The following is a 13,284-nucleotide window of genomic DNA, read 5'->3' on the forward strand; positions in this document are numbered from 1 at the left end:
CCGGATCCTGACATTGGACTGGACCACTGCCTCGGCGCAGCACTATCGTTCGGCGTGCCCGCAGGCCGAACCACCGGATGGGAACCATGACGATCTGGCCGCAGCCGTGCAGCTCCCGGACCGTCCGAGCCGGCCGGGCCGACGGCCGGGTACTGCGACTGGGCCTGATGGACACCATGCTCGCGGACCTCGCCGTCTCGGTGGTGCTCTGCTTCGACCGGCCGTTGGACGAGGACCGGCTCGCCGCCGGGCTCGCCCTCGCCCTGGACCGGGTGCCGGTGTTCGCCGGGCGGCTGAGCACCGACGGCGGCGCCCTGCGGGCGGTCTGCGACGACTCCGGCGTACCGCTGGAGGCCTGCACCGTGGACGGCACCCTCGCCGAGGCGATGGGCCGGGTGCCGGCGGCCGGCTCCGGACTGGTCGACCCGGTGGACGCGGTGGCCGCACGCACCGGCGACGCCCCGCTGCTCACCGTACGGATCACCCGCACGGCCGACGGCGGCACGGTGCTCGGCTGCTCCTGGCACCACGCGATCGGGGACCTCCACAGCTTCATGCTGCTGCTGCGGATCTGGTCGGCGGCGGTCGAGGGCGAACCGCTGCCGGAGGCCGAACTCGTCGCCGACCAGGACGCGTTGCTGGACGCGGTGCTGCCGGCCGAGGACTGCGGACGCCCCGGATTCCGGGTGCCGTCGGCGGCTGAGGCGGAGCAGCTGGCCCGCGAGGTGGCGGCCGGCCCGCGCGCCAACCGGACCGTCCAGATCGCCTTCACGGATGCCGAAGTCGCCCGGATGCGCGAGGAGTTCGGCGCGGCAGCCGGGCGCCGGCTGTCCACCGGGGACGTGCTCTGCGCCCATGTCCTCGCCACTCTGCGGGAGGTGGACGGCGACCAGGCCGAGCGGATGCTCACCGTGCCGGTCAACGCCCGCCGCTGGCTGGGGCTCTCGCCCGCCCTGGTGGGCAACCTGCTGAGCGAGGTGCACGTGCCGTACCGGCCGAAGGACGGACCGGCGGCTCTGGCGGGTCAACTGCGGGCAGCGGTCGAGGAGTTCCCGGCCGCCCACCTCAACCTCCGTGCCAACCTGGACTTCCTGGCCGGGCTGGGCCGTTCCCGGCTGGGCGAGTGCGTGCCGCTGGGATTCGACCCGAAGGAGCGCCGGTTCAGCTTCTCCAACTGGAGCCGCTTCGGCGCCTATCGGCTGAGCTTCGGGGGCGGTCCGCCGGTGTTCTTCAGTCCGGCCGCCAACTACCCGCTACCCTGGGTGAGTTGGACGATCGAGGGGTACCGCGGCGAGGGCTGGCTGAGCACCGTGGTGCTGCCCGCCCGGCTCGCCGCCCGGCTGCGCGGGGCGGACGGCCGGGCGGTGCTGCACCGGTTCCGGTCGGCGGCCGACCAGCCGCCCGCCTCGGCGGCGGTGCTGCCGAAGGTGCTGTGACAGCACGGCCCGCGCGGGTCCGCTCAGAAGGACTGCTCGATCGCGGTCCACAGCCGCAGCCGGGCCTCCAGCGCGGCCCGTACGGTCTCGGCGCAGGAGTCCCAGACGGCCTGGTCGTCGCCGCACAGGTCGATCAGCATCTGCATCGCCATCGGGGTGTGCTGCTCACCGTCCACCTCGATGTGGCGGGCCAGGTAGTCCTTGAACACGGTGAGCACGCCCTCGGGGTCGTCGATGCCAACCACCTGGGTGAACATGTCCGGGATGAGGTCCTCGCGGCCGAAGGCGAAGGCGGCGGCCCGGCAGTGCACCGGCGCGTTCTCCACGATCGACCAGGTGACGGAGGTGAACTCGACAGCGGGCCCCGGCACTCCGGCCGCCTTGAGGGCCTCCGGCACGGACCGGCCGGAGCCCAGCAGGGCCAGGAAGTCCGTCACCGGGCGGTGGTCGGCGCCGGCCTGCCGCATGCCCTCGACGTACAGTTCGAAGTGGCTGGTGAAGCCCTCGCCGAGCTCGTCGCTCTCCTCCACCAGGACGATCTCGTTGATCAGCCGGCGGCTGGCGGTCGGGCCGCTCGGGACCCACGGCACGTCCACGCAGGTGAGGTCGCGCTGCAGGCTCTTGAGCAGCGACATGAAGTCCCAGACGGCGAAGACGTGGCTGTCCAGGAAGGTGCGGACCCGCTCGATGCTGGTGAGCGAGCGGTACACCGAGTGCTCGACGACCTCGCGGCGCAGCGGGTCGATGGCCTGCTGGAGGCTGGTCAGGCCGGGGTGGGAGCGGTCCCAGTGGTAGCGGTTGGTGGTCATCGGTGCTCCTGTCTCGGGGGTGTTCCGGAGGTCAGTTGGGCTTCATGACGGACCGCAGCGCGTGCCGCAGCTGCTCGCGGCTCGGCTGGACGGCCCGGTCCAGGGCGGGGGCGAAGGGGAGCACCGCGCCGTCCGGGCGGGTGATCCGGCGCGGTGGGGCGAGCAGGCGCATCTCCTCGGCGGCGGTGGCCAGTACCTCGGCGCCGAAGCCGCAGCTGCGGTTGGAGTCGTCCACGACGACCAGCCGGCCGGTGCGCTCCAGCGACTCGGCGAGGGCCGGCCAGTCGAAGGGGTGGACGGTGCGGGGGTCGAGGACCTCCACCGAGAGCTCCGGGGCAAGCTCCTCGGCGACGGCCAGGGCGTCGTGCACCAGGTGCCCGAGGGCGACCACGGTGACATCGGTGCCCGGGCGGTGGATCCGGGCCCGCCCGAGCGGGACGGGCGCCAGCTCCCAGGTGACGGTCTCGCGCACCGGCAGGGCCGCGGCCGGGGCGAACACCACCACCGGGTCCGGATCGCGGATCGCGGAGCGCAACAGCCCGTAGGCGTCGGTCGGGGTGGCGGGTACCACGGTCTTCACCCCGGCATGGGCGAACAGGCTGTACGGGTGGTCGGAGTGCTGCCCGGCCCAGCCGTCCCGGGAGCCCGAGCCGGGCACCAGACAGGTCAGCGGGACGGCCGCCTGGCCGCCGGTCATCAGCGAGAACTTGTGGGCCTGGTTGACGAGTTGCTCGAAGACCAGGAACAGCAGAGAGGGGATCTGGAACTCCAGCACCGGCCGCCGCCCGGCCAGCGCGGCGCCCATCGCCATCGCGGTGAAGGCCTGTTCGGACAGCGGGGTGTCCACGATCCGCCCGGGTCCGAAGCGGTCCAGCAGGCCCAGGGTCGGGCCGGCCATGCCCGCCCCGATGTCCTCGCCGAACACGCAGACCGCCGGGTCCTCGGCGAGTTCGTCGGCCAGCGCCCGATTGAGCGCCTTGGTGTACGAGAGCCTGGTCACGTTGACACCCCCGCCCGGGGCCGCAGGCCGTCGGCGTACAGGTGGTCCAGGGCGCCGGCCGGGTCCGGGTGGGCCGAGGCGAGCGCGAACCCCTCGGCGGCGGCCAGCTGTTCGGCCACCGAGCGGTCCAGCTCGGCGACCGTCGCGACGGCGAGCGGGGCGGCGGCCCGGGGCAGTGGGTCCCGCTCGCGCCAGGCCGCGACCTCCTCGGGGGTGCGGTAGCGCAGCTTCATCCGGCGCTCCATGGTGTGGTGGCCCTCGTAGCGGTAGGTGCGGCATTCCAGGAAGCCCGGGCCGCCGCCCGAGCGGGCCCGTTCGACGGCGCGCAGGGCGGCGGCGCGCACGGCCTCGGTGTCCATGCCGTCCACATGCTCGGCGGGGATGCCGAAGGCCGCGGCCCGGCCGGTGGCACTGCCCGCGACGGCGGTGGCGGCGGGCAGGGTGGTGGCGTAGCCGTTGTTCTCGCAGACGAAGACCACCGGCAGCCGCCACATCGCCGCCAGGTTGAACGATTCCAGCAGCACGCCCTGGTTGAGCGCGCCGTCGCCGAAGAAGGCCACCGCCACCGAGCCGTCCGCGGTCCCGGCATGCTGCGCGGCCCAGGCGGCGCCGACCGCGATCGGGGCCCCGGCGCCGACGATGCCGTTGGCACCGAGGATGCCCAGCGAGAGGTCGGCGGCGTGCATCGAGCCGCCCCGACCGCCGTTCAACCCGTCGACACGGCCCATGAGTTCGGCGAGCAGTCGGTGCGGGGCGGCGCCCCGGGCGAGGACGTGGCCGTGGCCGCGGTGGGTGCTGGTGAGCCGGTCGGCCGGGCCGAGCGCCGAGCAGACGCCGACCGCGACGGCCTCCTGCCCGATGTACGGGTGGACGCCGCCGGGGATCGCGCCGGACTTCACCAGGCCGAGCGCCAGCTCCTCGAAGCCGCGGATCAGCCGCAGCATCCGGTAGCGCTCGGCGGGGGTGGCCAGGGGCGCGGTGCCGTCGCGGGACGGTGTGGTCACAGCGTCCCCCGCCAGACCGTCGGGCAGTAGTCCGGGTCGGCGTAGTCCGGCCGGTCGTCGGCGGTGCGGCGCACCAGCACGTCGTGGTTGTACACCACCGGGCCGCCGTCCGGGCGTTCGTGCCGGCGGTACTCGTTGGCGCCGTCCTGGAGGTGCAGCGACACGGCCCGGCGGGGGAAGGCCGCCAGGTTGGGGCCGCTGCCGTGGTAGGTGCGGCAGTGGTGGAAGGACATGTGGCCGCGCGGGATCAGCATCGGGACCTTGCGCACCCGCTGCCCGTTGAACGCGGCGTTGGCGTCCAGGATGGCGTCCAGCTCGGAGTTGTCGCGGTCGGCGAAGTGCCGGGTGGAGTCCTCGCCGGAGGGCAGCTCCCGCCAGCGGTGGCTGCCGTCGACCATGGTGATGGTGCCGTTCTCCTCGCGGCAGTCGTGGAACGGGATGAAGGCGGTGAGCATCTCCTCGGAGGACGAGGTCTGCCAGTAGTGCTTGTCGAAGTGCCACGGCACCCGGTTGCTGGGCTCCCCGGGCACCGGCGGCTTGTAGATCAGGGTGGACTGGAAGATCCGGATCTCCTCCGCCCCGGCCAGCAGCGCGGCCACCGCCCCGATCAGCGGCTTGCGCAGGATCGCGCCGATCGCGTCGCTCTCGTGGTGGACGTAGTCGTTGTGCCGTTGGACCGGCCCGTGCGAGGGCTCCCAGGCGGCCAACCGGGGCGGGCGGACGGGCAGCCGGCGGTCCCGGTGGCCCGCGTAGTACAGCTCGGTGGCGGCCTGGAGGGCGTCCAGCTCCTCGTCGCCGAACAGCCGGCGGGAGAGGTACCAGCCGTGCTCGCGGTAGTGCGCCACCTCCTCGGGGGTGGGCAGCAGGGCCTGTTCGGCGGCGGTGAGGCGGAACTCGGTGGCGGTGGTCATCGGTGGTGCTTCCCTTCTGGGGCGGTCAGCCGGCGGTGACGGAGGTCTGGCGCTCGACCGCCTCGTACAGCGCCTTGATGTTCGCGGTGCCGAACGTGCCCGCGCCCTGGCGCTCGATCAGCTCCAGGAAGGAGGTGCGCCGGGGGTGGGTCGAGCGGGCGAAGATCTGGAACAGCTGGCCGCCGTGGTCCTGGTCGACCAGGACGTGCAGGTCGCGCAGGGTCTCCACCGGGATGGCCGTGCCGCCGAGCCGCTCGGTGAGGGCGTCGAAGTAGGTGCCCGGGGTGGTGAGGAACTCCACCCCGCGGGAGCGGATCGTCCGGACGGCGGTGGCGATGTCCCGGGTGCTGAAGGCCAGGTGCTGCACCCCGGCGCCGCCGTGGGCGGCCAGGAACTCGTCGATCTGGCCGGGGCGGCGGGCGGTGTCGGGCTCGATCAGGGTGAAGGTGACCAGGCCGGAGGCGCTCTGCACCACGGTGGAGTCCATCGCCTGTTCGCCGACCTCGATGTACTCCTCGAAGATCGCGTGGAAGCCGAGCGCGGCCTCGCAGAACCGTACGGCGTCGGCGAGTTCACCACCGGGCAGGCAGATCGCGACGTGGTCGAGGTCGTCCAGCAGGCCCGGTCCGGCGGGTTCCGCGGGTTCCGCGGCACCGGTGTCGTGCATCGAGGTGAAGCGCAGGGCGGTGTCGCCGAAGCCGGCGATCAGGCAGGCCTCCCGGTCCAGCACCCGGGCGCCGTGCCGTTCGGCCCGCTCCAGGGCGGCTCGCGGGTCGGCGCAGCCGAGGGCGAGGGCGGCCACGCCGTCCCCGTGCCGGGCGACGTAGGCGGACACCGGGTGGCCGGGGTCGGCGGCGGAGGTCAGCCGCAGCCGGATCGAACCCTGGCGCAGGTCGATGGTGCGGGTGCCGTCCGCCGAGGCGTTCGGGGGGCCGGTGGTGAAGTCGTAGTCGGCGTGCAGGGCGGCGGCGGTCTTGTCGGCGTCCGCGCAGTGGAACTCGACGCGGGCGATGGTCTGGATGGACAACGGGTTCTCCCCCCGGAGGGATGTCGGGTCGAGCGCGTGGAGGTGCGGTTGGCGCAGTGGCCGGTCACCGGCCGGTCGGCCGGACGGAGGCCGGGCCGAGGATCAGGCTCAGGTTGTGGCCGCCGAAGGCGAAGGCGTTGCTCAGCGCGGCGCGCACCGGGCCGGACCGGGCGGCGCCCCGGACGTGGTCCAGGTCGCAGGCCGGGTCGGGGTCGGTGAGGTTGAGCGTCGGCGGCAGCGTCCCCCTCGCCACCGCCAGGGCCGTCACCGCTGCCTCCAACGCGCCTGCGGCGCCCAGGAGATGGCCAGTGGCGCCCTTGGTGGAGCTGACCGCCGGCCGGTGCCCGCCGAAGACGGCGTGCAGGGCGGCGGTCTCCGCCACGTCACCGAGCCTGGTGCCGGTGCCGTGGGCGTTCACGTAGTCGATGTCGCCCGGGGTGAGCCCCGCGTTGGCGAGGGCGCCGCGCATCGCGTGGGCGGCGCCGGTGCCGTCCGGGCGGGGCATGGTCGGGTGGTGGGCGTCGGTGGAGGCGCCCCAGCCGAGCACGTCGGCGTACCCGGTGGCCCCGCGTGCGGCGGCGTGGGTGGCGCTCTCCAGGACGAGGACGGCGCTGCCCTCGCCGAGCACGAACCCGTTGCGGCGGGCGTCGAAGGGCCGGCTGGACTGTTCCGGGTCATCCCAACCCTGGGCCAGGGCACGGGCGTTGGTGAAGGCGGCGGCGATGGTCGGGTGCAGCGATGACTCGGTGCCGCCGCACACCACCACGTCGGCGTCGCCCGCGCGGATCAGTCGCAGCCCCTCGGCGATCGCCTGGGCACCGGCCGCGCAGGCCGTCACGACGGCCGAACTGTAGCCGCGGATCCCGTGCTTGATGGCGATCCGGGCGGCGGCCATGTTGGACAGCATGCCCGGCAGCAGGTACGGGCTGACGCCGGGGCGGCCGCGGTCCAGCCGCCGGTGGGACTGCTGCTCGAAGGTCTCCAGGCCGCCGCCCCCGGTGGCCAGCACCACGGCGGTGCGGTGCGGGTCTGCGTCCCGGCCGACCTCCAGGGCGGCGTCGGCGAGCGCGTCGTCGGCGGCGGCCAGGGCGAGCAGCACGAACCGGTCCACGCAGCGGGTCTCGGTGGGCGGCAGCACCTCGCGGCCGTCCACCGCGGGGGCGATCCCGGCGGCGGGCAGCCAGCCGTGCGCGGGGTGGTCCTCGGGGACGGCGCGCAGGCCGGAGCGGCCGGCGGCCAGGGCGTCGAACACCTCGGCGGGCTTGCGGCCGAGCGGCGAGACCAGGCCGATGCCGGTGATGACGGCTGCTTCGCGGGCGAACGGTCCCGCCTCCTTGAGCTCAGCAGGGGCGTTCGCCCGGGCGTGCCACTTGGTGCTGAGCTCGTTCCGCTCGCTCACCGGGCGTTCACCGCCGCCAGGTGGCGCCGGCGCAGCAGCACCTTGCGGACCTTGCCGGTCGGGCCGAGCGGGAGGTCGTCCCCGGTGACCGCGAGGACCTTGCGGACGGTCGCTGCGGTGGCCTCGTCGAGGGCGGCGACCACCGCCTTGGCGCGGTCGGCGTCCGGGCCGTCGCCCCGGTCGGCGTCCTCGGTGAGGAGCAGCAGCACGTCGGTGACCACCTGCTCGCCGTCCCGGACCGCGACCACCGTGCAGTCCGCCACGTCCGGGCGGGCGGCCAGCACCCGCTCCTCCGACATCGCGGTGAACAGCCGCTTGCCGTCGCCGAGTTCGAGCGAGTCCACGGCCCGGTCGACGTGGTAGTAGTAGCCCTCCTCGTCCCGGTACATCAGGTCCCCGGTGAGGAAGCGCCCGCGCAGCCGGGTGCGGAAGGTGGTGGCCGAGTCGTTCCAGTAGCCGAGCGCCAGGGTCGGTGAGGCGGTGGCGAGTTCGCCGACCTCGCCGGGGCCGAGCGGCTCGCCGTCCGGGCCGACCACGACGCAGTCGACGAAGGCGTGCGGGCGGCCGACGCAGCGCCCGTAGCGCTCGGTGCCGGGGCCGTGGGTGATGAAGAAGTGGGAGTGGCCCATCTCGGTGGAGCCCAGGCCGTCCACGAACAGCGAGCCGGGCAGTCGGGTGCGGCCCTCGCGGGTGACGCCCGCCCGGCTGCCGGTGGCGATCAGCCGGCGGATGTGCACCTCGTGGGCGCAGTCGCCGGTGTTCCACCAGAGTGCGACGGAGTTCAAGTCCCGTGCGGCGAGGTCGTGGTGGGCGAGGTCGGCCCAGGTGGCGGCGAAGCCGACCACCCCGGTGGGGCGCCAGCGCTCGATCGCGTCCAGCACCCCGGCGCCGGACTGGCCGGAGAGGCAGGCGAGTTCGGTGTGCGAGCTGAGCGCGAGGTTGAGCGCGATCAGGGTCGCGGCGTGCGGGGCGGGCAGGGCGCTGAGCATCCGGTCCTGGCCCTGCGGGCGGGGCAGCCGCAGCCGGTGGCGGATCGCCGCGTACAGGCTGGCGTGGGAGTGGACGACGGCCTTCGGCAGGCCGGTGGTGCCGGAGGAGTGGGTGATCGCCACCGGGTCGTCGGACCAGTGCCGGTACGGCTCCGGAGCGTCGTCCGGGTCGCCGGCGCCCAGGGTGGCGATCTCGGGCAGCAGCGGCGCGCCCGGGTCGTGGCCGGCCAGGGCGGCCAGGTGGGCCGGGTCGGCGAGCACCCCGGCCGCGCGGATCCCGGCGATGTAGCGGGCGGCCCGCTCGGCGTCCAGGTTGGGGTTGACCAGTGCGGGGACGGCGCCGAGCCGGGCCAGGGCGAGGAAGGCGAGCACGTGGTCGGCGGCGTTGCTCGCGTAGACCACGACCGGGTCGCGCGGGGTGATGCCGAGGCCGTGCAGGGCGGCGGCGCGGGCCCGGACGGCGCGGTCCAGCTCGCGCAGGGTGAGCGGCTGCCAGGCGGGGTGGTGGTCCACCGGGGTGTCGAAGGTGAGCAGCGGCTCGTCCAGGCCCTGGCCGAGGGCGATCCGGGCGGTCAGCACGTTGCCGGCGCCCACGTCGGGGTCGTCCGCGAGCTGGTTGCGGAGACTGCGGATGGTCACGGGGGTGGATCCCTCCCTCGGGGCCGGGGCGGCCCGGGCGGCTGATCGGTGGCAGGGTGCTCCCGGCGCGCGGACGGCGGCGGGTGGTGGGAGTGACGGAGGGCCGGGCGGTCGCTGGTGTGCCGGGTGCGGCTGCGTCAGACGGCGGGCCTCGCTGCTGGCTACGGGCGGCGGTGCCGCGCGGGTTCAGCCGCCCGGGTTCAGTGGCCCGGCTTGAGTCGCCCGGGTCCAGTGGCCTGTGTCGAGCCGCCCGGGTTCATCGGCCGGGTGGGTGAGCAGGACGGCCACCGCGTGGTCGCCGTCGGCGCTCTGCTCGGCGGCGACGGCCAGCACCCGGTCGGCGTCGCCGTCGGCGAGCAGCAGCCCGGCGAGCTCGTACGCGTCATCGGGGACGGTGCCGGGTGCGGCCTCGGCGGCGCTGATCGCCACCACGGGGCCGGTCAGGCCCCAGCGGGCGGCGATGTGCCCGAGGACGGCGTTGGGGTTGGACTGGAAGAACAGCAGGGGGGCCGGGCGACGCCCGGGCTCGGCGCTGCGGTCGATGGCCCGCGCGGTGGCGCGGTCGCCGCTCGCGCTGACGAGCAGCAGGGCGGTCCGCCCGGGGGCGGGCGGCGGGCCGTGGTGGGCGCGCAGGCACTGGTCGGCGGTGTCGGCGATCAGGGGCCCCAGGCCGGTGGCGGCGAAGCCGGGCAGCGGCGGCGGGGGTCCGTGGAGGTCCGGGCCGGGGCGGCGGGCCTCGGCGAGGACGCGGAGCGGGGTGGTGGCTGGGGAGGTCATGGTGTGGGTGGCGGGGTCAGGCGGCGGCCAGTAGCAGGGCGGTGTTGGCGCCGCCGAAGGCGGAGTTGATGCTGAGCGCGTAGCGGGGCCGGGCGGTGTGCGGGCCGTCCAGGACGAGGTCCAGGCGGACGGCCGGGTCGGGGCCGAGCCAGCCGGCGTTGACCGGGACCAGTCCGGTGTCCAACGCACCTATGGTGACGGCGAGTTCGAGCAGCGCTGAGGCCTCCAGGGCGTGGCCGTGCACGGACTTGCTGGAGCTGACCGGGAGTTCGGCGGTGTGCGGGCCGAACACCCGGTGCAGGGCAGTGGCTTCGGCCTGGTCGGCGAGGTCGGAGCCGGTGCCGTTGGCGTTGATGTAGCCGACCTCGGCGGGGGCGACGCCGGCCCGGTTCAGCGCGGCCTCGATCGCCCGGGCCACGCCGGTGCCCTCCGGTTCCGGGCGGCAGACGTGGTGGGCGTCCCCGGCCCGGCCCCAGCCGGCCAGTCGGGCGAGTGCGGGGGCGCCGCGCCGTTCGGCGGCCGGGGCGGCCTCGACCAGGACGGCCGCGGTCGCGTCGCCGAGCAGGGTGCCGGTGCGTCCGGCGCTGAACGGGCGCAGTTCGCCGTCCCGGGCCAGGGCGCGTCCGGCGTCGAAGACGGCGAACACCCCGGGGTCGACCAGGTGGCCGGCCGCGACCAGGACGCGCTGGTGCCGTCCGGCGGCGACCAGCGCGGCGGCGTCGGCGACGGCCGTCGCCGCGGCCACACAGGCGCCGGTGTACACCCGGGTGACGCCCGGCGCGCCCCAGTGGGCGCGCACCCCGGCGGCCACCGCGTCGGCGGTGGCGCGGGTGCGCTCGTCGCTGTGCAGGGCCAGCAGGACGGGCATCGCGGTGCCCTCGGCGGCGGTCAGTCCGGCCTGGCGGCAGGCCTGGCCGACGGCGTCGAGCACGGCCCGGGCGAGCGGGAAGGTACTGGCCAGCGGGACGTCCTCGGGCAGCAGGGCGGCCCGGGTGGTGCGGCGTCCGCTGACGTCGAAGCGGGTCACCTCGCCGAACGCGGTCTTGCCGTGGGCGGCGGCCTCGGTCAGCGCGGCGAGTCCGCGTCCGGCGGCGCTGAGCACGCCGACGCCGGTGACGACCGCGGGTACGGCGTGCCGGGCGCCGTCAGTGGTGCCAGCGGCGGCAGCAGCAGCGGTCGCTCCGGGGCCGGTCACGGTCGGGCCCCGGCGCGTTCGGCCAGCACCGCCGAGCGCAGCAGCTCGGTGGCGTCGTCGACGGTCCGCACCGCGCCGAAGTGCTCGTCGTCGAGGTCCAGTCGGATGTGGTAGCGCTGCTCGAACTCGGCGATCAGCCAAGTGAGTTCGAGTGAGCCGAGGTCCTCGGGCACGGTGTCGGCGGCGCGCTGCCCGAACGCCGCCAGCATGGCCAGGACCTCGGCCCGGTCGGGGAGGGCGCCGGGGCGCGGTGCCGGGGGCAGGGCGGAGCCGGTCATGCCGCGCTGCCGGTGGCGGCGGGGAGGGCGTCGATCCGCTTGACGACGTCGGCGGTGAACTCGTCCAGCGTCATCATCGCGGTGGTCTCCATCTCGTCCAGGTCGAACTTGATCCCGAACTCGTCCTCGACCTGCACCGAGAGCTCGGCCAGCGCGAGCGATTCGAGGTCCAGTCCGGCCGGGCCGAGGTCGGTGTCCCCGGTGACCTCGGAGACGTCGTACTGCATCTCGGTGAGGGCGGCCAGAACGAACGCGCGGATGCGGTCCTGCATGGTGGTGGGCTCCTTGTCGGGGTTGTCCGGCGGGCGGGGTCGTCCGGCGGGTGGTGCGGGCGGTCAGCGCACGGCGGCCGCGGCGGTGTCGCGCAGGGCGGCCGGGTCGCGCAGCAGCTTTCCGGTGGCGGTGCGGGGGAGGGCGGGCAGCACGGCCAGTCGGCGCGGCCGCTTGTAGGCGGCGAGCCGGCGGGCGAGCCCGTCCTGGACGAGGGCCGGGTCGGCGCCGGCTTCGAGGGCCAGGTAGGCCTCGACCGCCTCGCCGTCGAAGACCACGACGGCCTCGCGGACCTCGGGCAGTGCGCTGAGGGTCTGCTCGACCTCGGTGAGGTCGACCTTCAGCCCGCCGATCGAGACCTGCGAGTCGAGCCGACCGAGCACGGTGACCAGACCGGTCGCCCCGTCCAGCGCGGCGGCGTCCCGGGTGTGCAGCCAGCCGTCCGCCCAGCGCGCGGGATCGTCCAGTCCCGGGTACGGCGAGGCCGCCGCGCCGAGCTGCAACTCGCCCGCGACCAGCCGCATCTCCATGCCGTGGACGGGACGCTTGGCCGGGTGCAGCGTACCGTCGAGGTCGGTGGCGATGACCCCGGTCTCGGTCATCCCGTACATGGTGCCGAGCGGGACGCCGTACCGCTGGGTGAACAGTGCGGGCAGTCCCGGGCGGACGAGTTCGCCCGCCACGATCATCCGCCGCAGCTGCGGCAGTGGCGGGGGAGCGACCGTCCCCGCCAGGAGTTCGGCGTGGAAGGGCACTCCGATGACGGTGGTCGGCCGCTGGTCCGCCGCGACCGCGGCGAGTATCCCGGCGGCCGTCATCCGTTCCGGCACGGTGAGCGCGGCTCGGGCGTGCAGGCCGTTGAGAAGCCCGCCGACCAGTCCGAGCACATGTACCACCGAGGACAGCAGCACCACCCGCTCGCCCTCACCGGGGAACTCCACCAGCCTTCGGTAGCAGTCGAGTTCGCGCAGCAGGTCGGAGGCGGTGCGGGCGATGACCTTGGCCGGTCCGGTGGATCCGGAGCTGAGCTGGACCAGTGCGTGCCCGGTGCGGGCCGGGAGCCCGTCCGCCAGCGGGACGGCCACCGGCTCGACCTCGGAGAAGCCGCGCAGCGCCGCGGCGGGCCGGTGAGCGGAGCCTACCAGCACCTGCGGGGTGAGCCGGGCCAGCGCCGCGTCCACCTCGTGGTCGGTCAACCGGTGGTCGAGCAGCGTGACTTGGGCGCCGAGCCGCCAGCAGGCCAGCAGGACGGCGACGAACGCCACCGAGGGCGGCAGCCGCAGCGCGGCGGTGCCGCCCGGGCCGAGCCCGGCGGCGGCCAGCCGTTCGGACTGCTCGTCGACCAGGGCGCGCAGGGCGTCCCGGTCGAGCGGAGCGCCGAGGCGCAGGCACTCCTCGCGGCCCGGGCCGGCCAGCAGCGACCGCTCGACCCAGTCCGGCGGGGCGTCGGCGTGCGGCGGTGCGGAAAGCGGAAGTGAAAAGGAGGAAAAGCCGGTCAACACGGCTCCACAACGGGTGAGGGGATTTGACATGGACGCAATGGGCGTCGT

Annotated in this window: 13 protein-coding genes; 1 reads left to right on the plus strand and 12 read right to left on the minus strand. The window is 75.0% G+C overall.

The features are described from left to right. Positions 1-86: 86 nt before the first annotated feature. Positions 87-1,436: an acyltransferase gene (locus ACZ7BZ_RS21475; protein WP_470359657.1), complete on the plus strand. Its 1,350-nt coding sequence runs from the start codon at positions 87-89 to the stop codon at positions 1,434-1,436. A 23-nt stretch (positions 1,437-1,459) separates the two neighbouring features. Here ACZ7BZ_RS21475 and ACZ7BZ_RS21480 read toward each other — a convergent pair whose 3' ends face one another. From ACZ7BZ_RS21480 to ACZ7BZ_RS21535, 12 genes are all read right to left on the minus strand, one after another. Next, a complete protein-coding gene (locus ACZ7BZ_RS21480) occupies positions 1,460-2,245 on the minus strand; it encodes a DUF3050 domain-containing protein (protein ID WP_470359658.1) in 786 nt (261 codons plus the stop codon). A 31-nt stretch (positions 2,246-2,276) separates the two neighbouring features. Continuing rightward, on the minus strand, positions 2,277-3,245 hold the full coding sequence (locus tag ACZ7BZ_RS21485) for an alpha-ketoacid dehydrogenase subunit beta (RefSeq protein WP_470359659.1): 969 nt from the start codon (positions 3,243-3,245) through the stop codon (positions 2,277-2,279). Next, positions 3,242-4,249 (minus strand): thiamine pyrophosphate-dependent dehydrogenase E1 component subunit alpha, encoded by a 1,008-nt coding sequence (locus tag ACZ7BZ_RS21490; protein ID WP_470359660.1) that lies wholly within the window; start codon positions 4,247-4,249, stop codon positions 3,242-3,244. The genes ACZ7BZ_RS21485 and ACZ7BZ_RS21490 overlap by 4 nt, the downstream gene beginning before the upstream one ends. Further along, on the minus strand, positions 4,246-5,160 hold the full coding sequence (locus ACZ7BZ_RS21495; RefSeq protein ID WP_470359661.1) for a phytanoyl-CoA dioxygenase family protein: 915 nt from the start codon (positions 5,158-5,160) through the stop codon (positions 4,246-4,248). The genes ACZ7BZ_RS21490 and ACZ7BZ_RS21495 overlap by 4 nt, the downstream gene beginning before the upstream one ends. A gap of 25 nt (positions 5,161-5,185) precedes the next feature. Further along, a complete protein-coding gene (gene hppD / locus ACZ7BZ_RS21500) occupies positions 5,186-6,187 on the minus strand; it encodes a 4-hydroxyphenylpyruvate dioxygenase (protein ID WP_470359662.1) in 1,002 nt (333 codons plus the stop codon). Between the two features lie 64 nt (positions 6,188-6,251). Then, positions 6,252-7,586 carry a beta-ketoacyl-[acyl-carrier-protein] synthase family protein gene (locus tag ACZ7BZ_RS21505; RefSeq protein ID WP_470359663.1) on the minus strand — a complete coding sequence of 445 codons (1,335 nt, stop codon included), beginning with the start codon at positions 7,584-7,586 and terminating at the stop codon, positions 6,252-6,254. Then, on the minus strand, positions 7,583-9,214 hold the full coding sequence (locus ACZ7BZ_RS21510; RefSeq protein ID WP_470359664.1) for a class I adenylate-forming enzyme family protein: 1,632 nt from the start codon (positions 9,212-9,214) through the stop codon (positions 7,583-7,585). The genes ACZ7BZ_RS21505 and ACZ7BZ_RS21510 overlap by 4 nt, the downstream gene beginning before the upstream one ends. A gap of 186 nt (positions 9,215-9,400) precedes the next feature. Next, positions 9,401-9,991 (minus strand): beta-ketoacyl synthase N-terminal-like domain-containing protein, encoded by a 591-nt coding sequence (locus tag ACZ7BZ_RS21515; RefSeq protein WP_470359665.1) that lies wholly within the window; start codon positions 9,989-9,991, stop codon positions 9,401-9,403. Positions 9,992-10,007: 16 nt separating this feature from the next. Next, entirely contained in the window at positions 10,008-11,186 is a 1,179-nt protein-coding gene (locus tag ACZ7BZ_RS21520) for a beta-ketoacyl synthase N-terminal-like domain-containing protein (protein WP_470359666.1), read from the minus strand. Then, entirely contained in the window at positions 11,183-11,464 is a 282-nt protein-coding gene (locus ACZ7BZ_RS21525) for an acyl carrier protein (protein WP_470359667.1), read from the minus strand. Before ACZ7BZ_RS21525 ends, ACZ7BZ_RS21520 begins: the two co-directional genes overlap by 4 nt. After that, the gene (locus ACZ7BZ_RS21530) at positions 11,461-11,736 is read right to left on the minus strand and encodes an acyl carrier protein (RefSeq protein WP_360243150.1); all 276 of its coding nucleotides are present in this window, start codon (positions 11,734-11,736) and stop codon (positions 11,461-11,463) included. The genes ACZ7BZ_RS21525 and ACZ7BZ_RS21530 overlap by 4 nt, the downstream gene beginning before the upstream one ends. Before the next feature lie 63 nt (positions 11,737-11,799). Continuing rightward, the gene (locus ACZ7BZ_RS21535; protein ID WP_470359668.1) at positions 11,800-13,236 is read right to left on the minus strand and encodes a class I adenylate-forming enzyme family protein; all 1,437 of its coding nucleotides are present in this window, start codon (positions 13,234-13,236) and stop codon (positions 11,800-11,802) included. Positions 13,237-13,284 lie beyond the last annotated feature (48 nt).

Source organism: Kitasatospora sp. NPDC036934 (assembly GCF_055608425.1).

Coding starts and splice junctions, on each gene's coding strand:
- ACZ7BZ_RS21475 (WP_470359657.1), top strand. CDS start 87: ATGACGATCTGGCCGCAGCCGTGCAGCTCCCGGACCGTCCGAGCCGGC.
- ACZ7BZ_RS21480 (WP_470359658.1), bottom strand. CDS start 2,245: ATGACCACCAACCGCTACCACTGGGACCGCTCCCACCCCGGCCTGACC.
- ACZ7BZ_RS21515 (WP_470359665.1), bottom strand. CDS start 9,991: ATGACCTCCCCAGCCACCACCCCGCTCCGCGTCCTCGCCGAGGCCCGC.
- ACZ7BZ_RS21525 (WP_470359667.1), bottom strand. CDS start 11,464: ATGACCGGCTCCGCCCTGCCCCCGGCACCGCGCCCCGGCGCCCTCCCC.
- ACZ7BZ_RS21530 (WP_360243150.1), bottom strand. CDS start 11,736: ATGCAGGACCGCATCCGCGCGTTCGTTCTGGCCGCCCTCACCGAGATG.
- ACZ7BZ_RS21495 (WP_470359661.1), bottom strand. CDS start 5,160: ATGACCACCGCCACCGAGTTCCGCCTCACCGCCGCCGAACAGGCCCTG.